Genomic DNA, 20,284 nt, shown 5'->3' with positions numbered 1-20,284 from the left:
AAGTAGGTGACTAGTTGCGGAGGGGAGGGAAGTGACCGGCCGGTAGGGTCGCGGCGTGACCACCCCAGCCACCAGGGCCGAAGCGCTGCACCTCACCGGTGAACGCACCGTGCCGGGCATCGCCGAGGAAAACTACTGGTACCGCCGTCACGAGGCCGCGTATCAAAGGCTCCTGCCGCTGTGCGAGGGCAAGACCGTCCTGGAGGCAGGCTGCGGCGAGGGCTACGGCGCCGGGCTCATCGCCACCGTCGCCGAGCGGGTGCTCGCGCTCGACTACGACGCCCCCACCACCGAGCACGTCGCCCGCCGCTACCCCGGCGTCGGCGTGACCAGGGCGAACCTGGTGTTCCTGCCGCTGCGGGACGCCTCGGTCGACGTCGTCGCCAACTTCCAGGTGATCGAGCACCTCTGGGATCAAGGCGCCTTCCTCGCCGAATGCCACCGCGTGCTCTCCCCCGGCGGACGGCTGATCGTCACCACACCCAACCGGCTGACCTTCACCCCGGACAGCGACACCCCGCTCAATCCGTTCCACACCAGGGAACTAGCACCGTCCGAATTGGACGAACTGCTGCGTGACGCCGGTTTCGAGGTCGAGACGCTGCACGGCCTCCACCACGGCGAGGGCGTCGCGAAGCTCGACGCCAAGTACGGCGGCTCGATCATCGACGCCCAGCTCGACGTCGTCATGGGGCAGCTTCCCGGACAGGCGACCTGGCCCGCGGAACTGCTCGCCGACGTCGAAGCCATCCAGGCCGGGGATTTCGCCGTCCACGGTGAAGACCTCGACGCCAGCCTCGACCTCGTGGCCGTGGCGGTGCGCCGATGACCGAATACGAGGGCACGTTCTGCCTCGTCGTGCACAGCCATCTGCCGTGGCTGCCGCACCACGGTTCCTGGCCGGTCGGCGAAGAATGGCTCTACCAGGCATGGGCGCATTCCTACCTGCCGATGGTCGATCTCCTGCGCCGTTTCGCCGACGAGGGCCGCGAAGACGTCCTCACGCTCGGTATGACGCCGATCCTCGCCGCCCAGCTCGACGACCCGTACTGCATCGACGCTTTCCACGACTGGCTCGGGCATTGGCAGCTGCGTGCCTGGCACGCGTCCACGCTCTGGCGCGGCGACCCGCTGCTGCGCGACCTCGCCGCGAGTGAGTACCGGACGGCGCTGAAGGCATCGGAAGAACTCGAAACCCAATGGCGACATGGTTTCTCCCCGATCCTCCGGTCCTTTGTGGACAACGGGACGATCGAACTGCTCGGCGGGCCGCTGGCGCATCCGTTCCAGCCGCTGCTCGACCCCGCCGTCCGTGACTTCATGCTGCGCGGCGGTCTCGCCGACACCGCACTGCGGATCGGCCGGCGCCCCGAAGGCATTTGGGCACCTGAATGCGGTTACGAGCCCGGCATGGAAGCCGGTTACGCCGCCGCGGGTGTCCAGCGCTTCATGGTCGACGGCCCGTCCTTGCACGGTGACACGTCGGCGGCGCGGACCGTCGGCGATTCCGACGTCGTCTGCTTCGGCCGCGATCTCGACGTCACGTACCGCGTCTGGTCGCCGAAGGCCGGCTACCCCGGCCACGCCGCCTATCGCGACTTCCACACCTGGGCGCACGAAGTCGGCCTCAAGCCGTCCAGGGTGACCGGCAAGACCGTCGAGCCGCCGGACAAGGCGCCGTACGACCCGGCGATGGCGGCGGCCACCCTCGGCGGCCACGTCCAGGACTTCGTCGACACCGTCGTCGCCCGGTTGCGCTCGCTCAAGGCCGAGCACGGCCGCGAATCGCTCGTCGTCGCCGCGTACGACACGGAACTGTTCGGGCACTGGTGGCACGAAGGCCCCGCCTGGCTCGAAGGCGTCCTGCGCGCGCTGCCCGAGGCGGGCGTCCGCGTCACCACGCTCAAGGGCGCGCTCGAAGCCGGTCACCTCGGCGGAAAGGTCGATCTCCCGGCGTCGTCGTGGGGATCGGGCAAGGACTGGCGGGTCTGGGACGGCGAGCAGGTCGCCGACATGGTGCGAGACAACACCGCGCTGCAGCACCGGATGCTCGACCTCGTCACCGGGATGGACCTGACGACGCGCGACGCCGTCCGCGATCAGGCCGTCGCCGAAGCGATGCTGGCGCTTTCGAGCGACTGGGCGTTCATGGTCACCAAGGATTCCGCCGCCGACTACGCGCGACGGCGGGCGAAAGTGCACACCGAACGGTTCGACACGCTCGCCGGACTGCTCCGCGAGGGAGCGCTCGGCCGCGCGCGGGAGACCGCGGCCGCGTTCCGGCGCGACGACGGGCCCTTCGGCCATGTCGACGCGCGTGACCTGCTGAGGAAATGACGAAAGGGGCAATCATGGGCATCCACGACATCCCGCTGAAGACGCTCGCGGGCGAGGACACCACGCTCGGCGCGTTCGAAGGCAAGACGCTGCTGGTGGTGAACGTGGCGTCGAAATGCGGTCTGACGCCGCAGTACACCGGGCTGGAGAAGCTGCAGGAACGCTACGCGGACAAGGGTTTCTCCGTCGTCGGGTTCCCGTGCAACCAGTTCGCCGGGCAGGAGCCGGGCACCGCCGAGGAGATCCAGACCTTCTGCTCGACGACCTACGGCGTTTCGTTCCCGCTGTTCGAAAAGCTGGACGTCAACGGGGAAACCCGCCACCCGCTCTACACCGAACTGACCAAGGCGGCCGACGCGGAAGGCGCCGGCGGCGACGTGCAGTGGAACTTCGAGAAGTTCCTCGTCGCCCCGTCCGGTGAAGTGGTGGGACGTTTCCGCCCGCGCACCGAACCAGAAGACGACGCGATCACCAAGGCGATCGAGGCGGCCGTCGGCGCCTGAATCGCGCTTTTCCCGGCAGCGGGCGGTTCACCGGAGCATTCCGGTGAACCGCCCGTTTCTTTTTCCGCGAAAGAAGGGACCAAAGTCCCTGAATGCGCCACCGCTCGGCGCGATGGTCGGTCGATAGATCACAAACCCTTGCGCTACAAGGGAAATCCCGACAGTCGGCAATGAACCGGTCTACCCGTTTGCACTATGGCGCCACCAGGGCGAACGGAGAAGACTCGCTCGTCGGGGTCCCCTGCAATCCATCCGAAATCGCGGGAAAGCGTGGCCGACGTGATCGAAAACAATATGATCCCGGATGAATTCCTCTCACTGGCGAGTGTACAGGCGGCCGAGGAGGACGCACTGCTCGCCAGACAGAACGTCGTTGGCGTGGCGCTCGGTACGAAATGGTCTCGCGGGATGGACACCGGCGAGAAGGCGATCACCGTTCTGGTCGACACGAAGATGCCGCACGAAATGCTCCGTGACGACGACCTGGTTCCCGCGACGCTCGCCGGGGTGCCCACCGACGTCCAGGAAGTCGGTGTCCTGCAAGCGGGCCGGAGCATCGCACCGGCGAAGGCGAACGGTGCCGCCACGATGCTCGACGAGCCGCCTGCCCCGACGCTCGCCCGCCCCGACGAACTGGCCCGCGAGCAGGTCGGCCCGTTCACGCTGGCCAGACGGTTCCGCCCGGCGTTCGGCGGGCTGAGCGTCGGCCACTTCAAGATCACCGCCGGTACCTACGGCACCGCCGTCTACGACGCCCCCGCGTTGCCGGGGAAGCCGCCCAGGTACTACATCCTGAGCAACAACCACGTGCTGGCGAACTCGAACGCCGCCGCCATCGGCGACCCGATCCTGCAACCCGGCCCGTTCGACGGCGGCGTCGTTCCCACCGACGTCATCGCCAGGCTGAGCCGGTTCGTGCCGATCAAGTTCATCCAGCCGGGGCAGCCGGTTCCGTTGAACTTCGTCGACGCCGCGATCGCCGAAGGCCAGTTCCACGACCTCGACCGGCGGATCTTCTGGGTCGGCGACCTCAAGGGCACCAATGTCGCGCCCGCGGTCGGCACGCTCGTGCAGAAGACCGGCCGGACCACGAACTGGACGACCGGACGGATCACGAACATCAACGCCACCGTCGACGTGAACTACGGCGGCGGCCGGGTGGCCCGGTTCGCGCAGCAACTGCTGACCACCGACATGTCGGCCGGTGGCGACTCGGGCAGCCTCGTGGCGGACCTGAGCGAGAACGCCGTCGGCCTGCTGTTCGCGGGTTCACCGGTGGTCACCGTGATCAACCGGATCGCGCTGGTCGAAGCGTCGCTCGGGATCAGGGTGCATCCGTAGTGACCGACGAAGTTTCGGATGTCGACGCCGCGCTCGTCTCGGCGTCACGCTGGCTCGACGACGTACCAGGAGTGGTCGGCGTCGGACAGGGCGAGGCCGAGGGGGCACCCACGATCGACGTGTGGATGACCCCCGGTCACGACCACGGGCAGCTGCCGTCTCAGCTGCTCGGGGTGCCCGTCCGGGTCCGGGACGCGGGCGGACCGGTGGAGGCTCAGCCGGACTGACCCGCCTCGATGACCGCGCGGTTGCGGGCGGCCACGGTCGCGAGATCGGCCTTCAGCACCCGCCTGTCATAAGTGAGCAGGCCGTTGACCTCGTTCTCGACGTCGGTGGTCTGGGTGTAGATCGCGCCGGAGAGCCCGGTTTCGGGGATGAACCGTTCCAGGCGCTCACTGACCTCGGCATAGCGTTCCGTGAGCTGTGCCGAGGTCAGCGTCATCTCATAGGCCCGCGGTTCCCCCGGCCAGCGATGCTCGTCGAGGACAAGGCCGAGGCCGCCGTACTCGCCGTCGACGATCACCCGGTGGTCCTTCACGGCCGGCTTCCCCGGCCCCACATAGGTGTGGTCGTCGTAGACGTCGCCGGCACCGGCGTCCGGCCGCGAGAAACAGCAGTTCACGCCGCTGTTCGCGACGACGAGCCTGCTCGGGTCGAGGCGTTTCACCAGCTCCGCGACGCGCGCGGTGTCGAATTCGCCCCAGCCCTCGTTGAACGGCACCCAGCCGACGATCGAGGTCACCCCGCACAACTGCGCCACCATCTCGGTCAGTTCCGCTTCGAACCGCGCCTTCGCCTCCGGCACCGGATCGGGTGCCGTCCCGGGCGGACCGTCGAAGGAGACGGTGAGCGACGGCATGTCCTGCCAGACCAGCAGGCCCAGCCTGTCCGCCCAGGAATACCAGCGCTCCGGCTCGACCTTGACGTGCTTGCGGACGAAGTTGAAGCCGAGCTCCTTGGTCTTCTCCAGGTCGAACCGCAACGCCTCGTCGGTGGGCGCGGTGTAGACGCCGTCCGGCCAGTAGCCCTGGTCGAGCGGGCCGTGCAGGAAGGTGATCCGGCCGTTGAGCGCGATCCGCGGCCTGCCCTCGGCGTCGGTGACCGTCCCGATCGTGCGGAGCCCGGTGTAGGACTCGACGGTGTCGAGCACGTTGCCGCTCTCGTCGAGCAAGCGGACCTCGAGGTCGTAGAGATACGGATCGTCCGGTGTCCACAACCGCGGCGAAGGCACCTCCGCGCGCAATCGCCGTCCCGCATCCCCTAGAACGCGTGCCACCTCCGCGCCACCGGGCTCACTGACGATCGCTTCCACCCGGGCGCCGCCTGTGACCTTCGGCACAACCGTCACCCCGCCGAGGTCCGGCGTCACCTGGAGATCCCGGACGTACGCGGACGGCACCGGCTCCAGCCAGACGGTCTGCCAGATGCCCGACGCGGCGGTGTAGAAGATCCCTTTCGCGTCGTTCCGCTGCTTGCCGACGGTGTGCGTCGAGGCGTCGGTCCGGTCCGTCGCGCGGACGGTCAGTTCCTGCGATCCCGACGGGCGCAGGACGTCGGTGATGTCCGCGCTGAAGGCCGTGTACCCGCCTTCGTGGACGGCGACCTCCTGGTTGTTGACCCAGACCGTCGCGGACTGGTCGACGGCGCCGAAATGGAGCAGCACCCGCTGACCGTCCCATTCGGACGGCACCCGGAACACCTTGCGGTACCACAGGGTTTCGTCGCGCCGCCCGATACCGGAGAGCGCCGACTCCGGCGGGTACGGCACCAGGATCCGCTCGCCGTACCCGGTCCGGCCCGGCGTGCCGCTGCCCGCGTACTCCCACACTCCGTTGAGGTTCAGCCAGCGCCGCCGGACCAGCCGCGGGCGCGGGTACTCCGGCAGCGCGTTGCCGGGTCCGACCTGCGCGGACCACGGGGTCGACAGCACCGGTTCGACGGGCTTGAAGGCCGGTTCGGCCGCGTTCACCGAGGACGTCATCAACCCGATGGTGGCAAAGATCGCCGCCCCTGTCGTCCGCCATCGGCTTCACCTGTGGGGGTGATCGCCCCGTCCCGGTGACGACCGACTCACGAGTAACCTCCACCCATGCGCGTGCTGATGTTGTCGTGGGAGTACCCACCCGTGGTCGTCGGCGGACTCGCACGGCACGTCCACGCCCTGGCCAGACACCTCGCCGGGCAGGGGCACGACGTGGTCGTCCTGTGCCGCCACACGGCGGGCACCGACGCCGAGACCCATCCGAGGACCGACCGCGTGGTCGAAGGCGTCCGGATCATCCGGGTCGCCGAAGACCCGATGCACGTGACCTTCGAACGGGACCTCGTCGCGTGGACGCTGGCCATGGGGCACGCGATGGTCCGCGCCGCCACCGACCTGCTGCGCGGCTGGCAGCCGGACGTCGTCCACGCGCACGACTGGCTGGTCACCCATCCCGCGATCGCGATCGCGGAGGCCGCGCGGGTGCCGCTGGTCGGCACGATCCACGCCACCGAGGCCGGGCGGCACTCCGGCTGGCTCTCGCATCCGCTGAACCAGCAGGTTCACTCGGTCGAATGGTGGCTCGCGAACCGCTCGGACGCGCTGATCACCTGCTCCCAGGCCATGCGCCGCGAGGTGGCGCAGCTGTTCGAGGTCGACGGCGACGCGGTCACCGTGATCCACAACGGCATCGAGGAACGCACCTGGCAGGTGCCCGCGGACGAGGTCGCGCACGCTCGCGAGGTCTACAGCCCCTCCGGGGCGCCACTGCTGCTCTACTTCGGACGGCTGGAATGGGAGAAGGGCGTGCAGGACCTGCTCGCCGCGCTCCCCCGGATCCGCCGCGCCAAACCGGGGACGCGGCTGGTCATCGCCGGCAAGGGACGGCATCTGGAGGAGCTGGTCGAGCAGGCACGCAAGCTGCGCGTGCGCCGCGCGGTGGACTTCGTCGGGCATCTCTCCGACCGCGAACTGCGCGCCGTGCTGGCCGCGGCCGACGCGGTCGTGCTGCCCAGCCGGTACGAACCGTTCGGGATCGTCGCGCTGGAAGCGGCCGCCGCGAAGGCGCCGCTGGTCGCTTCGACCGCCGGCGGACTCGGCGAGGTCGTCGTCGACGGCGAGACCGGCCTGGCGTTCAGCCCCGGCGACGTCGACGCCCTCGGGGACGCCGTCGAAGCGGTGCTGGACGACGAGGTCGCCGCGGCGCGGCGGGCGCTGACCGCGCAGTCACGCCTGGCCGCGGACTTCGACTGGGGCCGCATCGCCGAAGCGACCGTCGCCGTCTACCGGCGGGCCCGCGTCGGGGAGCCCGTGGAACTGGGCCGCCCGAAGATCGCGACGGGCAACGCCTTCGAGCCCTGATCTAACTCGCCCAAGTGTCATGAAAGGGTCGTTCAGGACATTTTTCGTCCTGAACGACCCTTTCATGACACTCGGCGGTGGGCGGAGGGAAGACCCGGGATGTCGGGGAACCCGGGTCCGCCCTCCACGAGCGTCGCGGGTCGCGAGGGGCGCGACCCCCGGGGCTGCTCTAGGTGACGAAGATCAGAAGTGGCAGGGCCGGACACAGTCCGGCTGCACCGTAACCCCGGCCGAAGCGGACACCGCGGGGGCGGCGAGAGCGACGGCGAGGACGGCGAAGGTCGCGGCCAAGAGGGTCCTCAACTGCTTCTTCATGGTGGCTCCTCGGGGAAACGGGCGGAATTCCCACCCGGCGCCGAGCATCCGCGCGCCCCGCCGCCGAAACAACGGGGGCTTCAGTAGGTATCCCTACCTATTCGCGGTCCGTGACCGATTCGTCCGGTCCCGTGAGTGTGATCAGAGCCGTAACTCGCGTGTCTGGAGGCGTGACTCGCGTGTTTCCCGCCGCATCATCGTGTTACGCCTTCGATCACGCGAGTTCCGTAGAAGAAAGCCGCGGAGACCCCGCCCACCGCGGTGTGGGAGGTGAGCGGGGTCTCCGCGGCGAGGCGCACGCCCGACAGGCGCTACCGGAGGGGCGCGCGCGTGAAGCGGGTCCGGTGGCGGGGAGCCTCCGCCACCGGACCCGTTGGGCCACACCGTCCCAAACCGGTGTGGAACCCGGCCGCCCCGCGTCAGGTAGGGGCGGCCGGAGCCTGCGTCACCGCGCGGTCAGGTACCGCGCGTACGCGCCGGTGGTGAGGAAGCTCGGCAGCTTCTCGCCCAGCGCGGTCTCGGTGAAGATCTCGTAGGCGTCGCCGAGACGGTTGCCCTCGCCGAGTTCGGCACGCACCGACGCCAGCTCTTCGTCCAAATAGGACACGGCGAGTTCGTGGGTGAGCGCGGTGCCGTCTTCGAGCTTCGTGCCGTTGCGGATCCACTGCCACACCTGGCAGCGGGCGATCTCGGCGGTGGCGGCGTCCTCCATCAGGTTGTGGATCGCCGCCGCGCCGGTGCCGCGCAGCCACGCGTCGATGTAGCGCAGCGCGACGTTGATGTTGGCGCGGACACCCGCTTCGGTGACCTCGCCGCCGGCGCTGGCGACGTCGAGCAGATCCTCGGCGGTGACGACGACGTCTTCACGGAGCTTGCCGAGCTGGTTGGGCCAGCCGCCGAGCACGCCGTCGAACACCTCGCGGCAGACCGGGACGAGGCCGGGGTGCGCGACCCACGAGCCGTCGAAGCCGTCGTTCGCCTCGCGTTCCTTGTCCTGCCGGACCTTTTCGAGCGCGGTCGCGTTGATCTCCGGGTCCTTGCTCGGGATGAACGCGGCCATACCGCCGATGGCGTGCGCCCCGCGCTTGTGGCAGGTGCGCACCAGCAGTTCGGTGTAGGCCCGCATGAACGGGACGGTCATCGTCACCTGTGCGCGGTCCGGCAGCACGAAGTCCGCGCCGTGCGAGGAGAAGTTCTTGATGACGCTGAAGATGTAGTCCCAGCGGCCGGCGTTCAGCCCGGAGACGTGCTCGCGCAGTTCGTAGAGGATCTCCTCCATCTCGAACGCGGCGGTGATCGTCTCGATCAGCACGGTGGCCCGGACGGAGCCGCGCGGGATGCCGAGTTCCCGTTGCGCCAGCAGGAAGACGTCGTTCCACAGCCGCGCTTCGAGGTGGTTCTCGAGCTTCGGCAGGTAGAAGTACGGGCCGCTGCCGCGGGCCAGCAGCTGGCGCGCGTTGTGGAAGAAGTAGAGGCCGAAGTCGACCAGGCTCGCCGAAACCGGGCGGCCGTCGATGCGGATGTGCTTCTCCACCAGGTGCCAGCCGCGGGGGCGGGCGACGATCGTCGCGGGCTCTTCGCCGATCGTGTAGCGCTTGCCCGCCTCGGTGGTGAAGTCGATGTTGCGGCGGATCGCGTCGAACAGGTTGATCTGGCCGTCGATCACGTTGTGCCAGGTCGGCGAGGTCGCGTCCTCGAAGTCGGCGAGCCAGACCTTCGCGCCGGAGTTCAGCGCGTTGACCGTCATCTTGCGGTCGGTCGGGCCGGTGATCTCGACGCGGCGGTCTTCGAGACCGGGCGCGGCCGGGGCGACCGACCAGCTGCTGTCGTCGCGGACGGAATGCGTCTCGGGCAGGAAGCCCAGCGGCTCCTCGCCGGACTGGAGCTTCTCGCGGCGCAGACGGCGGGCGTCGAGCAGCTCGCGGCGGCGGCCGGCGAACGCGTTGTCCAGTTTGGCCACGAAGTCCAGTGCGGCCGGGGTGAGGATCTCGTCGAACCGGTCACCGGCAGGTCCGCAGACGTCGATCCGGTAGTTCAGCTTCTCAACCATGGTGTGCCTCCGCTGGGCTTCGCGAGGGATAGAAGGGGGGCGGTGGCGGTCTCCCCTGGGAGTCGAGAGACCGCCACCTGGCACCTAATTGCGGGAAATCAGAACTGCTCGGCCTCGGTGGAGCCGGCGAGCGCGGTGGTCGAGCTCTCCGGGTTCAGCGCGGTCGCGACGTTGTCGAACCAGCCGGTGCCGACCTCGCGCTGGTGCTTCGTGGCGGTGTAACCGCGGTCCTCCGAAGCGAACTCGCGCTCCTGCAGGTCGACGTAGGCGGTCATGCCCTCGCGGGCGTAACCGTGCGCCAGGTCGAACATCGAGTAGTTCAGGGCGTGGAAGCCGGCCAGGGTGATGAACTGGAACTTGTAGCCCATGTGGCCGAGTTCGCGCTGGAACTTCGCGATCGTCGCGTCGTCCAGGTGCTTCTTCCAGTTGAACGACGGCGAGCAGTTGTAGGCCAGCATCTGGTCCGGGTACTTGGCCTTGATCGCCTCGGCGAACTGGCGGGCGACCTCGAGGTCCGGCTTGGAGGTCTCCATCCACAGCAGGTCGGCGTACTCGGCGTAGGCGAGACCGCGGTCGATGCAGGGGTCGATGCCGTTGGTGACGTTGTAGAAGCCCTCGGCGGTGCGCTCGCCGGTGACGTACTTGCGGTCACGCTCGTCGACGTCGCTGGTGATCAGCGTGGCGGCCTGCGCGTCGGTGCGGGCGACGATCAGCGACGGCACGTTCAGCACGTCCGCGGCGAGGCGGGCGGCGTTCAGCGTGCGCTCGTGCTGCTTGGTCGGGATGAGCACCTTGCCACCGAGGTGACCGCACTTCTTCTCGGAAGCGAGCTGGTCCTCCCAGTGCACACCCGCGGCACCGGCGGCGATCATGCCCTTCATCAGCTCGAAGGCGTTGAGCGGGCCACCGAAGCCCGCCTCGGCGTCGGCGACGATCGGGGCGTACCAGTCGATGTCGGTGTTGCCCTCGGCCCAGTTGATCTGGTCGGCGCGGCCCAGCGCGTTGTTGATGCGGCGGACGACGGCAGGCACCGAGTTGGCCGGGTAGAGGCTCTGGTCCGGGTAGGTCTGGCCGGAGAGGTTGGCGTCGGCGGCGACCTGCCAGCCGGACAGGTAGATGGCCTTGAGGCCGGCGCGGACCTGCTGCACCGCCTGGTTACCGGTCAGTGCGCCCAGCGAGTGAACGTAGTCCTCGTTGTGCAGGAGGTCCCAAAGCTTCTCGGCGCCGCGGCGAGCGAGCGTGTGCTCCTCGACCACGCTGCCGCGCAGCTTGACCACGTCAGCCGCGGAGTACGACCGCTTCACGCCCGCCCAGCGGGGGTCGGTCTCCCACTGCTTGGCCAGTTCGGCGGCCGCCTGCTCCAGCTGCTGCGCGTGCTGAGTCATCGGATTCTCCCGGTGTTGCGAAGTTTGCGAGTGATCGCCTTTCCTGACTCGACCCTGACACGACAGGGGAAATCGGATCCAGACCGCCAATTTGCCAATTTCTGCGAAGCTTCCGTAGCATCTTGCAAAGGTTGCGAATCGCAGGTTCGCAAGCAAAGGCAAAATCCACGGGCTTGACCGTTCACTGAATCGTTCAGGCCCGGAAACCTTGCGGACAGAGAGGCCTCAGTGGACAAAACCTTCGCCGGAGCGAAGCTGCGGCATCTGCGCGAAAGCCGGTCGATGAGCCAAGCGGATCTCGCTCGTGTGCTGGAGATCTCACCCAGTTATCTCAACCAGATCGAGCACAACTCGCGTCCGCTGACCGTCCCGGTGCTCCTTCGCATCACGCAAGCGTTCGGAGTGGACACCGAGTTCTTCGCGAACAACGACACCGCCCGGCTCGTCGCGGACGTGAAGGAAGCCCTGCTCGACGAGGTCGTCGGCGTGGACGTCACCACCAGTGAGCTCAACGACCTCGCCACGAACCTGCCGACGATCGCCCAGGCCCTGGTCAAACTGCACCGCAGCTACCGCAACGCGGTCGAGAACACCGCCGCGCTGACCACGGAAAACGGGCTGGGCATGCACGGCAGCGCGGCGGGTTCGTTGCCGCACGAAGAGGTCCGCGACTTCTTCTACGAGCGGGAGAACTACGTCGCCGAACTGGACGAACGCGCCGAACGGATGGCGCACGACCTGCCGCTGCAACGCGGTCAGGTGCTCGCCGCCCTGAAGGAAAGCCTGATCCAGCGCTACGGCGTCGACGTCACCAACGAGGGCATCGACGAGTCCAACGGCGAACAGCACCGGTACGAACCCGGGCCGCGTGTGCTGCGGCTGGCGCCGAGCCTGCGCGTCGGGCAGCAGGCGTTCCGGATGGCTTCGCAGATCGCGCTGCTGGAATACGACGACCTGATCACCGAACTCGCCGACTCGTGGGCGTTCTCGGGCCCCGCCGCGCGTTCGCTGGCCAGGGTCGGGCTCGCGAACTACTTCGCGGGCGCGCTGATCCTGCCCTATGGGCCGTTCCTGGCCTGTGCGGAACGGTTCCGCTACGACATCGAGCGGCTCTGCGACCACTTCGGCGTGGGGTTCGAGACGGTCTGCCACCGGCTCTCGACGTTGCAGCGCCCCAAGAACCGCGGCGTGCCGTTCTCGTTCGTCCGGGTCGACCGGGCGGGGAACATGTCGAAACGCCAGTCCGCGGCCGGTTTCCACTTCTCCCGCGTCGGCGGCGCGTGTCCGCTGTGGAACATCTACGAGGCGTTCACCCAGCCCGGCAAGATCCTCACCCAGATCGCCACCCTGCCCGACGGCAAGAGCTACTTCTGGGTCGCGCGGACGGTGTCACGCAACATCGGCGGCTACGGCAGCCCCGGCAAGACGTTCACCGTCGGCCTCGGCTGCGAACTCCGGCACGCGAAACGGCTCATCTATTCGACCGGGCTCGATCTCGACGACCGCGCCGCGGCCACCCCGATCGGCATGGGTTGCAAAGTCTGCGAACGCCCGGCCTGCTCACAGCGCGCGTTCCCCACGATCGGCAAACAGCTGACCGTGGACGAGAACACCAGCACCTTCGTCCCCTACCCGGCGGTGCCGAAGGCGCCTTGACCCCACCCCGCAATTCGTCACCTACTTGCGGGGTCCGGACGTCGCAAGCAGGTGACGAATTGCGGGGGTGTCAGACCAGGAAGTGGAAGAGCGGGCTGCCCGGCTCCACCCGCTCGACCTGCAGCGGGCTCACGTCCATCCGGTGCAGCAGGCCTTCCAGGTCACCGGCGCGCGCGAGTTCGACGCCGATCAGCGCCGGACCGGTCTCTCGGCTGTTGCGCTTCACGTACTCGAACCGCGTGATGTCGTCGTCCGGCCCGAGGACCTCGTCGAGGAACCGCCGCAGCGCGCCGGGCTCCTGCGGGAACCCCACCAGGAAGTAGTGCTTCAGTCCTTCGTGGACCAGCGACCGTTCGAGCACTTCGCCGTAGCGGCTGACGTCGTTGTTGCCGCCGGAGACGACGCACACCACGATCTGGCCGGGGTCGATCTTCACCGTCGTGCCCAGCGCCGCGGTCGCAAGCGCGCCCGCGGGTTCGGCGATGACGCCGTCGGACTGGTACATCGCGAGCATTTCCGTGCAGATCGCGCCCTCGGCGACTTCGGTGAGTTCGACGCCGCCGTCGCGGACCAGCGGATACGTCACCGATCCGGCCAGCGCGACCGCCGCGCCGTCGACGAAGGTGTCGACGGTTTCGAGCCGCACCGGCTCACCGGCGGCCAGCGCGGCCGCCATGCAGGTCGCACCCGCCGGTTCGACGCCGACGATCCGCATCTCCGGCGCCCGTTCCGCGGCCCACGCGGCGATGCCCGCGAGCAGGCCGCCACCGCCGACCGGCACCACCATGACGTCCGGGATGAACCCGAGTTGCGCGACGACCTCCATCGCGACCGTGCCTTGTCCGGCGACCGTCTCCGGCGCGTCGAACGCGGGAACCAGCGTCGCGCCGGTGGTCTCCGCGTCGTGCTTCGCGGCACTGAAGGCGTCTTCGTAGGTCTCGCCGACGACGATGACCTCGATATGCGAGCCGCCCAGCGTCGCGATCCGCTCGCGCTTCTGCCGGGGGGTCGTGCCGGGAACGTAGACCCGGCCGTTCGCGCCGAGGCGGCGGCACGCGTACGCGACACCCTGCGCGTGGTTGCCCGCGCTCGCGCAGACGACACCGCGCTCCCGGTGCTCCGCGTCGAGCTGGACGATGAAGTTGTAGGCACCGCGGATCTTGTACGAGCGCACGGTCTGGAGGTCTTCGCGTTTGAGCCAGACCCGGGCGTCGACCCGGGCCGAAAGCCGTTCGTTCGGTTCGAGCGGCGTCCGGGTCACCACCCCGGCCAATCGCTTGGCGGCCTCTTCGACCGTTCGGGCGCTCACCGTTTCGATCCGTTGCACGAATGCTGAATGTACTGACCGCCTCCGGTCACGACGGAGAGTGGTCCGATCCAGTTCACCGGTTGTCGGTGGTCTGTGGTCCACTGGTCGCCATGGTGAGCAAGGTCGACGGAGTCCGGAGTCTCGATGCGTTGCGCGAGCTGGTCCACAGCGGCGCGGAGCCCGAGTACCAGCTCTTCTACGGCCACACCCCGCTCAAGAGCGGCCGGGTCAACGCGGCCTGCCTGAGCCAGTGGTGGCACGCGCCGTTCGTCGCGGGCGGCGAGCAGTACCCGACGGCCGAGCACTACATGATGGCGAACAAGGCGGAACTGTTCGGCGATCACGAGGCCGCGGTGGCCATCCGTCAGGCGCCGGACCCGAAGACCGCCAAGATCCTCGGCCGCGAGGTCTCCGGTTTCGACGCCGAACTGTGGGAGCGGCACCGCTTCGACATCGTCATCGACGGCAACCTGGAGAAATTCCGCCAGCACGCCGAGGAGCGCGAGTTCCTGCTGGCCACGGGCGACAAGGTGATCGTCGAGGCGTCGAGGATGGACCTGGTCTGGGGCAGCGGCGTCGCCCGCGACGACAAGAACGCCACTCGCCCCGACTACTGGCGCGGGCAGAACCTGCTGGGCTTCGCGCTCATGGAGGTCCGGGAACAGCTGCGCGGCTAGTTCCCGTTCGCTGGGTGTCGTCCACCTGATCACGCGAGTCGTCCGCTGGATCACGCGTGTCGTCCGTTGAGTACCACCGCCTGGATCGGATCCACCGGACGGCATCCCCACGCTGTCTGGCTGACCGGGCTAGTGGGCGTGATCAGACGGACGGCATGTGTGTTTTAACGGACGACACGCGTGATCAGATGGACGACACCTGTGATCCAGCGGACGACACGTGAGTCAGGAGTCGACGCCCAGGGTTTTCTGGAGTGCCTTGTTCGCCTTGCGCGCCATGTCCGCGACAGCCTCGCGGCGGGCGGCGTCGGCGGCGTAGTCGTCCTGCCGGTTCCGCACCACGCGTGCCGGCGAGCCGACGGCGATCGAGTAGTCCGGGATCTCGCCCCGCACCACGGCGTGCGCGCCGAGGACGCAGCCGCGGCCGACCCGGGTGCCCTTGAGCACGGAGACCTTGGTGCCGATCCAGGTGTCCGGCCCGATCCGCACCGGCGACTTCACGATGCCCTGATCCTTGATCGGGACGGTGATGTCGGTGGTGACGTGGTCGAAGTCGCAGATGTACACCCAGTCCGCGACGAGGGTGGCCGCGCCGAGTTCGATGTCGAGGTAGCCGTTGAGGACGTTCTGCCGCCCGAACACCGCCTTGTCGCCGATGCGCAGCGAACCCTCGTGGCAGCGGATCGCGTTGCCGTCGCCGATGTGCACCCAGCGGCCGATCTCCAGCCGCCCGTAACCCGGGCGGCAGTGGATCTCGACGTCCTTGCCGAGGAACACCATTCCCCGCAGGATGATGTGCGGGTTCGCGACGCGGAACTTCAGCAGCCGCCAGTATCGGACCAGGTACCAAGGGCTGTACGCGCGGTTCCGGAGCACCCAGCGCAGCGAATCCTTGGTCAGGAACTTCGCCTGACGCGGATCACGACGGGCCTGGCCCCAAGCGCGGAGCCGCGACAGCGCGGGCGCACCCCACATGGACGTCATACCGGTGACCGTAACCTGTGATCAGGCCGTCGACCGCAAAGGGGAGCACGCGCATGGGCACCAAGCTGATCATCGACACCGACCCGGGGGTCGACGACGCCTTCGCGCTGGCGCTGGCCTCACAGTGCGAGGACGTCGAACTGCTCGGCGTGACCACGGTGTTCGGCAACGTGCCGCTGAGCCACACCACCGCCAACGCGCGCCGCCTGCTGCAGCTTTTCGGCCGTGACGACGTTCCTGTCGCGGCGGGTGCCGCGCGGCCGCTGGTGTACGGCAACGCCAGGACCGCCGGGTTCGTCCACGGCCAGGACGGTCTTTCCGGCCACGCCGGGACGCTGCCGGAGGCGAAGCGCCCGCTCGACGAACGCGATGCCGTCCGCCTGCTGGTGGATCTGCTGGAGGCCGCCGACGAGCCGGTGACCATCGCCCCGATCGGCCCGCTCACGAATATCGCACTGCTGCTGGCGGCCCATCCGGACATCCGCGAGAAGATCGGCCGGATCGTCATCATGGGCGGCGGGGTGACCAAGGGGAACTCCACCACCGCGGCGGAGTTCAACATCTGGAGCGACCCCGAGGCCGCGCGCCGGGTGCTGGTCGACGAGGACATCCCGACGGTGCTGGTCCCGTTGGACATCACGCACCAGTGCTCGGTCGACACGACGTGGCTCGGCAAGCTCGCCGCCTCCGGCCCGCTCGGCGCGGCGCTCGAAGCGCTGACACCCACCTACGTCGAGCACTACACCCCGATCCTCGGTTTCCCCGGGATGGTCATGCACGACGCGGTCGCCGTGGCCGAGGCGATCCGGCCGGGCATCCTCGACGTCGAGTCCTACCCCGTGGACGTCGAGTGTGGCTTCGGCCCCGCGCGTGGCGCGACTCTCGTAGACCGGCGAAGGCTGCGAAGCACCGATCCGCAGGCCGTGCCGGGCCGCACCATCGACGTCGCGCTGACCACCGATGTCGACGCCTTCCGCGAGTTCGTCCTGAGCCGCATCGTCGGAGGGCTCTGATGGAGCAGCAGACTTCCCGCCGCCGCAGACTTCCGGTGATCGTCGCCGCCGTCGTCGTCGCGGGCGCCGCCTTGGTCGCCGCCATCACCTTCGCGCCCAGGGACGAGCCGAAGCCGGAAGCCGCCGCCGTCCAGTCTTCGGCCCCGCCCGCGCCGCCCGCGTCGTCGTCCGCCCCCGCGGAGATGCCGAAGGAACAGCCGAAGGTGCCGCAGCAGATGGGGCAGGAGTTCGACGCCTGGGTGTCGAAGACCAGCGGCTGGCTCGACATCCCGCTGCGGGCGATGACCGGCTACGCGAAGACCACCGTGGCGCTGAGCAAGGAAACGCCGGGCTGCCGCCTTTCCTGGGTGACGCTGGCCGCGCTCGGGAAGATCGCTTCGGACCACGGCCGCGCCACCGGTTCGAGCCTGAACGCCGACGGCGTGATGACCGTGCCGCTCGGCGCGGTCGAGGTCCGCGACTTCTACAACAAGGTCGTCTCGTCCGCGAACGCCAGCGGCCCGTTGCAGCTGACACCGTCGGTGTGGAACCAGTTCCAGGCCTCGGCCACCGGCGGGAAACCGAATCCGCAGAACATCGACGACGCCACGCTCACCGCCGGACGCGCCCTGTGCGCGGGCGGGCGTGACCTCGGCCAGGGCCAGACGTGGTGGAACGCGGTGAGCACGTTGCAGCCCGCGCCGCTGCTGATGCACCGCACGCTCGCGACCGTGAACGTGTACGGCACGGTCGGCCAGAGCCCGCAGCCGCCGAACGCGGCCGCGCTGAGTGCGGTCAACTTCGCCATCGACAAGATCGGGCTGCCCTACGTCTGGGGCGGCAACGGCACCGGCGGCGGCGACCCCGGCTTCGACTGCTCGGGCCTGACGACAGCCGCGTACGCCAGCGCCGGCGTCAAGCTCATGCGCACCGCCCACACGCAGTACCACAGCGTGGACAAGGTGACCGATCCCCAGCTGGGCGACCTGATCTTCTACGGCGAGCCGAACACGAAGATCCACCACGTCGGGCTGTACATCGGGAACCAGCAGATGATCGACGCCCCGCAGACCGGGCAGGCGGTGCAGGTGCACACCTACCGGAAGCAGGGCGACGACTACGCCGGGGCGGGCCGCCCGACGGCCTGACCGCGCGCGAGCCGCCGCTCGACCCCGTCGAGCAACAGCCGCAGGCCGTATTCGAACATCGTGTCCATGTCCTGCTCGAATTCCTGTGTCACCACGTATTCCATGGTCGGGTACCGGCCGGTGGCGACGACTTCCCGGAACTCCGCCACCTGGGTGTCCATCCATTCGTCGCTGGTCATGCCGGTGTCCTGCCGGGCCCGTGCCTCCGACTGGAGGGACAGGGCCAGGCCGCGGATGTGGCTGAAGAGGTTCAGGTGGATGTACATCATGTCGTCCATGCCCAGCCCCAGACCGCGCAACGCGGTCAGCACCCATTCGGCGTAGAACATCAGGTTCGGGGTGATGGCCCGGGGCCTGGTCATGGACAGCACCTCGGCCACCCAGGGATGACGGCGGCAGACCGTCCACAGTAGACGGGACGAGAACTCCAGTCGTTCGCGCCAGTGCGCCGGAGGCCGGGCGTGCGCGGTCTTCTCGGCGGTCACCTTGTCCACCATGTACAGCATCAGATCGTCCTTGCCGGACACGTGGCGGTACAGCGACATGGTCGCCACGCCGAGGTCGGTGGCCACCCGGCGCATCGACACCGCGGCCATGCCTTCCGCGTCGGCGATCGCTATCGCCGTGCGGACGATCCGGTCCCGGTCCAGCTCCTGACGGCGGGAAGCCGCCGGGGTGTACGCACGATCCCGTGACCGCACGACCGTTCCGGAGCCCGGTTTGGTGTCCACCAGGCCTTCGTCGCGCAGGACGGCGATCACCTTGCTCGCGGTGGCCATCGCGACTCCCCATTCCCGGGTGATCTGCCGGGTGGGCGGGATCCGGTCGCCCGGGCGCAGCCGTCCGCTCGTGATGTTGTCGCGGATCTCCGCGGCGATCCTCCGGTAGGGCGCCCCGCTGTCCCCGCTGTCCACCAAGCCTCCCAGCGTACTAGTGCGCTCAAGCCACGACCTTTGCCATGAGCAGCAGCGCACTAGAGCAAATATACACCGTACCGAACCGGCTGTACTTTGCCGTCATGCGCACTGTCCTGGTCTCCGGCGCGAGTATCGCCGGACTTTCCCTGGCGTACTGGTTACGCCGCTACGGCTTCCGAACCACCTTGGTCGAACGCTCCCCCGCCCTGCGATCCGGCGGGCAGGCGATCGACATCCGCGGCGCGGCCCGTGACGCCGTCGAGCGGATGGGCATCATGGACGCCGTCAAGGCCCATCACACCGGCACACACGGAATCGCCTGGCTCGACGAGCAAGGGAACCGCGTGGCGGCCATGGGCGGTGACGACTTCGGCGATTCGGGCGGGATCGTCGCCGAGATCGAGATCCTGCGCGGCGACCTCGTGCGGATCCTGCACGAGGCGGCGGGCACGGACCTGGAAATCCTGTACGACACCGTGATCACCGAGATCGCCGAGAGTGCCGAAGGCGTCAAGGTCACCTTCGACAACGCGCCACCGCGCTCCTTCGACCTCGTGGTCGGCGCGGACGGGCTGCGTTCCGGCGTGCGAACGCTGACCTTCGGGCAGGACAAGGAATTCGTCCGGGACCTCGGCTACTACACCTCGTACTTCCCCGCCCGTACCGAACTCGACCTGGACGGCTGGGAGGTGATGTACAACCTGCCCGCGGGCAACGGCGTCGACGGCCGGGTCGCGTTGCTGTACCCGCTGGGGAACACCGGGGAGGTCCGGGCGCTCCTCGGGTTCGTTTCGCCGGAGCTGGCCTATGACCGGCGGGACCTGCGGGCTCAGAAGAAGTTGCTGGCCGACGTGTTCGCCGGGGCGGGCTGGGAACTCCCCGCGCTGCTCGATCAGCTGCGGCAGACCGACGACCTGTACTTCGCGCGGGTCGGGGAGGTCCGGGTCGATCACTGGTATCGCGGCCGCACCGTGCTGCTCGGCGACTCGGCCTTCGGCGGCTCACTGGGGATGGGCACGAGCATGGCGCTGGTCGGCGCGTACGTGCTCGCGGGTGAGCTCGCCGCGGCCGAGGGCGACCACCGTGTCGCGTTTCCCCGGTATGACAGCGAAATGCGCGAATACGTGGCGATGAACATGAAGCGGCCGCCCGGTGGTGCCGGCGGTTTCGCCCCGCGCACCCGCCGCGGGATCCGGCTGCGCAACCGGTTCATGCGGCTGCTTCCGCACCTGCCCGGCGGCGGCAAGATGCTGGGCGGGATCCAGAAAGCGGCCAACTCCATCACCCTGAAGCCGTACGCGGGGGCGCGATCGCCCGAGTGAGCGAC

General features: G+C 68.7%; 18 protein-coding genes. 11 read left to right on the top strand and 7 right to left on the bottom strand.

The window, feature by feature from the left end; all coding sequences use genetic code 11:
• The first annotated feature begins 55 nt into the window (after positions 1-55).
• From ACIHAO_RS31235 to ACIHAO_RS31215, 5 genes are all read left to right on the top strand, one after another.
• Complete coding sequence (locus ACIHAO_RS31235; RefSeq protein WP_396563857.1) at positions 56-829, top strand: methyltransferase domain-containing protein; 774 nt, start codon at positions 56-58, stop codon at positions 827-829.
• Positions 826-2,337, top strand: coding sequence for a 1,4-alpha-glucan branching protein domain-containing protein (locus ACIHAO_RS31230; RefSeq protein ID WP_396563855.1), 1,512 nt, complete (start codon positions 826-828; stop codon positions 2,335-2,337). Before ACIHAO_RS31235 ends, ACIHAO_RS31230 begins: the two co-directional genes overlap by 4 nt.
• A gap of 14 nt (positions 2,338-2,351) precedes the next feature.
• Positions 2,352-2,840 carry a glutathione peroxidase gene (locus ACIHAO_RS31225; protein ID WP_396563853.1) on the top strand — a complete coding sequence of 163 codons (489 nt, stop codon included), beginning with the start codon at positions 2,352-2,354 and terminating at the stop codon, positions 2,838-2,840.
• A 279-nt stretch (positions 2,841-3,119) separates the two neighbouring features.
• Positions 3,120-4,181, top strand: a complete 1,062-nt coding sequence (locus ACIHAO_RS31220; protein WP_396563851.1) for a serine protease — start codon at positions 3,120-3,122, stop codon at positions 4,179-4,181.
• Complete coding sequence (locus ACIHAO_RS31215; protein WP_396563849.1) at positions 4,181-4,408, top strand: hypothetical protein; 228 nt, start codon at positions 4,181-4,183, stop codon at positions 4,406-4,408. The genes ACIHAO_RS31220 and ACIHAO_RS31215 overlap by 1 nt, the downstream gene beginning before the upstream one ends.
• Here ACIHAO_RS31215 and ACIHAO_RS31210 read toward each other — a convergent pair.
• Positions 4,396-6,162: a glycoside hydrolase family 2 protein gene (locus tag ACIHAO_RS31210; protein WP_396563847.1), complete on the bottom strand. Its 1,767-nt coding sequence runs from the start codon at positions 6,160-6,162 to the stop codon at positions 4,396-4,398. The two genes, ACIHAO_RS31215 and ACIHAO_RS31210, sit on opposite strands and share 13 nt — an antisense overlap.
• Before the next feature lie 108 nt (positions 6,163-6,270).
• Here ACIHAO_RS31210 and ACIHAO_RS31205 point away from each other — a divergent pair, with 108 nt between their 5' ends.
• Positions 6,271-7,524 (top strand): glycosyltransferase family 4 protein, encoded by a 1,254-nt coding sequence (locus ACIHAO_RS31205; RefSeq protein ID WP_396563845.1) that lies wholly within the window; start codon positions 6,271-6,273, stop codon positions 7,522-7,524.
• A 183-nt stretch (positions 7,525-7,707) separates the two neighbouring features.
• Here ACIHAO_RS31205 and ACIHAO_RS31200 read toward each other — a convergent pair whose 3' ends face one another.
• From ACIHAO_RS31200 to aceA, 3 genes are all read right to left on the bottom strand, one after another.
• Positions 7,708-7,839: a hypothetical protein gene (locus ACIHAO_RS31200; RefSeq protein ID WP_396563843.1), complete on the bottom strand. Its 132-nt coding sequence runs from the start codon at positions 7,837-7,839 to the stop codon at positions 7,708-7,710.
• A gap of 445 nt (positions 7,840-8,284) precedes the next feature.
• Positions 8,285-9,889 carry a malate synthase A gene (gene aceB, locus ACIHAO_RS31195; RefSeq protein WP_396563841.1) on the bottom strand — a complete coding sequence of 535 codons (1,605 nt, stop codon included), beginning with the start codon at positions 9,887-9,889 and terminating at the stop codon, positions 8,285-8,287.
• Positions 9,890-9,987: 98 nt separating this feature from the next.
• Positions 9,988-11,274: an isocitrate lyase gene (aceA, locus tag ACIHAO_RS31190; RefSeq protein ID WP_072030536.1), complete on the bottom strand. Its 1,287-nt coding sequence runs from the start codon at positions 11,272-11,274 to the stop codon at positions 9,988-9,990.
• Positions 11,275-11,502: 228 nt separating this feature from the next.
• On the opposite strand from aceA, the gene ACIHAO_RS31185 reads away from it, so the two are divergent.
• Positions 11,503-12,930, top strand: coding sequence for a short-chain fatty acyl-CoA regulator family protein (locus ACIHAO_RS31185; RefSeq protein WP_396563838.1), 1,428 nt, complete (start codon positions 11,503-11,505; stop codon positions 12,928-12,930).
• Positions 12,931-13,000: 70 nt separating this feature from the next.
• On the opposite strand, the gene ilvA is transcribed toward ACIHAO_RS31185, so the two are convergent.
• Positions 13,001-14,257, bottom strand: coding sequence for a threonine ammonia-lyase IlvA (gene ilvA / locus ACIHAO_RS31180; protein WP_125792412.1), 1,257 nt, complete (start codon positions 14,255-14,257; stop codon positions 13,001-13,003).
• A gap of 92 nt (positions 14,258-14,349) precedes the next feature.
• Here ilvA and ACIHAO_RS31175 point away from each other — a divergent pair, with 92 nt between their 5' ends.
• Positions 14,350-14,916 carry an NADAR family protein gene (locus ACIHAO_RS31175; protein ID WP_396563912.1) on the top strand — a complete coding sequence of 189 codons (567 nt, stop codon included), beginning with the start codon at positions 14,350-14,352 and terminating at the stop codon, positions 14,914-14,916.
• Between the two features lie 225 nt (positions 14,917-15,141).
• Here the strand turns inward: ACIHAO_RS31175 and ACIHAO_RS31170 are convergent, their stop codons facing one another.
• On the bottom strand, positions 15,142-15,900 hold the full coding sequence (locus ACIHAO_RS31170; RefSeq protein ID WP_125792411.1) for an acyltransferase: 759 nt from the start codon (positions 15,898-15,900) through the stop codon (positions 15,142-15,144).
• A 53-nt stretch (positions 15,901-15,953) separates the two neighbouring features.
• On the opposite strand from ACIHAO_RS31170, the gene ACIHAO_RS31165 reads away from it, so the two are divergent.
• Both ACIHAO_RS31165 and ACIHAO_RS31160 read left to right on the top strand, forming a co-directional pair.
• Entirely contained in the window at positions 15,954-16,913 is a 960-nt protein-coding gene (locus ACIHAO_RS31165; RefSeq protein ID WP_396563835.1) for a nucleoside hydrolase, read from the top strand.
• Positions 16,913-18,040 (top strand): NlpC/P60 family protein, encoded by a 1,128-nt coding sequence (locus tag ACIHAO_RS31160; protein WP_396563833.1) that lies wholly within the window; start codon positions 16,913-16,915, stop codon positions 18,038-18,040. The genes ACIHAO_RS31165 and ACIHAO_RS31160 overlap by 1 nt, the downstream gene beginning before the upstream one ends.
• Here ACIHAO_RS31160 and ACIHAO_RS31155 read toward each other — a convergent pair.
• Positions 18,010-18,954, bottom strand: coding sequence for a TetR/AcrR family transcriptional regulator C-terminal domain-containing protein (locus ACIHAO_RS31155; RefSeq protein ID WP_396563910.1), 945 nt, complete (start codon positions 18,952-18,954; stop codon positions 18,010-18,012). The two genes, ACIHAO_RS31160 and ACIHAO_RS31155, sit on opposite strands and share 31 nt — an antisense overlap.
• Before the next feature lie 104 nt (positions 18,955-19,058).
• Here ACIHAO_RS31155 and ACIHAO_RS31150 point away from each other — a divergent pair, with 104 nt between their 5' ends.
• On the top strand, positions 19,059-20,279 hold the full coding sequence (locus tag ACIHAO_RS31150) for an FAD-dependent monooxygenase (RefSeq protein ID WP_396563831.1): 1,221 nt from the start codon (positions 19,059-19,061) through the stop codon (positions 20,277-20,279).
• Positions 20,280-20,284 lie beyond the last annotated feature (5 nt).

Origin of the sequence: Amycolatopsis sp. NPDC052450 (genome assembly GCF_044547565.1) — a bacterium.
In the GTDB taxonomy this organism is placed as follows: domain Bacteria; phylum Actinomycetota; class Actinomycetes; order Mycobacteriales; family Pseudonocardiaceae; genus Amycolatopsis.
This window is presented reverse-complemented; position numbering and strand designations above follow the sequence as displayed.

What these genes read in the sequence shown, in the direction of transcription:
- ACIHAO_RS31230 (WP_396563855.1), top strand. Translation starts at nt 826, where the DNA reads ATGACCGAATACGAGGGCACGTTCTGCCTCGTCGTGCACAGCCATCTG.
- ACIHAO_RS31225 (WP_396563853.1), top strand. Translation starts at nt 2,352, where the DNA reads ATGGGCATCCACGACATCCCGCTGAAGACGCTCGCGGGCGAGGACACC.
- ACIHAO_RS31210 (WP_396563847.1), bottom strand. Translation starts at nt 6,162, where the DNA reads ATGACGTCCTCGGTGAACGCGGCCGAACCGGCCTTCAAGCCCGTCGAA.
- ACIHAO_RS31205 (WP_396563845.1), top strand. Translation starts at nt 6,271, where the DNA reads ATGCGCGTGCTGATGTTGTCGTGGGAGTACCCACCCGTGGTCGTCGGC.
- ACIHAO_RS31200 (WP_396563843.1), bottom strand. Translation starts at nt 7,839, where the DNA reads ATGAAGAAGCAGTTGAGGACCCTCTTGGCCGCGACCTTCGCCGTCCTC.
- aceB (WP_396563841.1), bottom strand. Translation starts at nt 9,889, where the DNA reads ATGGTTGAGAAGCTGAACTACCGGATCGACGTCTGCGGACCTGCCGGT.
- aceA (WP_072030536.1), bottom strand. Translation starts at nt 11,274, where the DNA reads ATGACTCAGCACGCGCAGCAGCTGGAGCAGGCGGCCGCCGAACTGGCC.
- ACIHAO_RS31175 (WP_396563912.1), top strand. Translation starts at nt 14,350, where the DNA reads ATGGTGAGCAAGGTCGACGGAGTCCGGAGTCTCGATGCGTTGCGCGAG.
- ACIHAO_RS31170 (WP_125792411.1), bottom strand. Translation starts at nt 15,900, where the DNA reads ATGACGTCCATGTGGGGTGCGCCCGCGCTGTCGCGGCTCCGCGCTTGG.
- ACIHAO_RS31165 (WP_396563835.1), top strand. Translation starts at nt 15,954, where the DNA reads ATGGGCACCAAGCTGATCATCGACACCGACCCGGGGGTCGACGACGCC.
- ACIHAO_RS31160 (WP_396563833.1), top strand. Translation starts at nt 16,913, where the DNA reads ATGGAGCAGCAGACTTCCCGCCGCCGCAGACTTCCGGTGATCGTCGCC.
- ACIHAO_RS31150 (WP_396563831.1), top strand. Translation starts at nt 19,059, where the DNA reads ATGCGCACTGTCCTGGTCTCCGGCGCGAGTATCGCCGGACTTTCCCTG.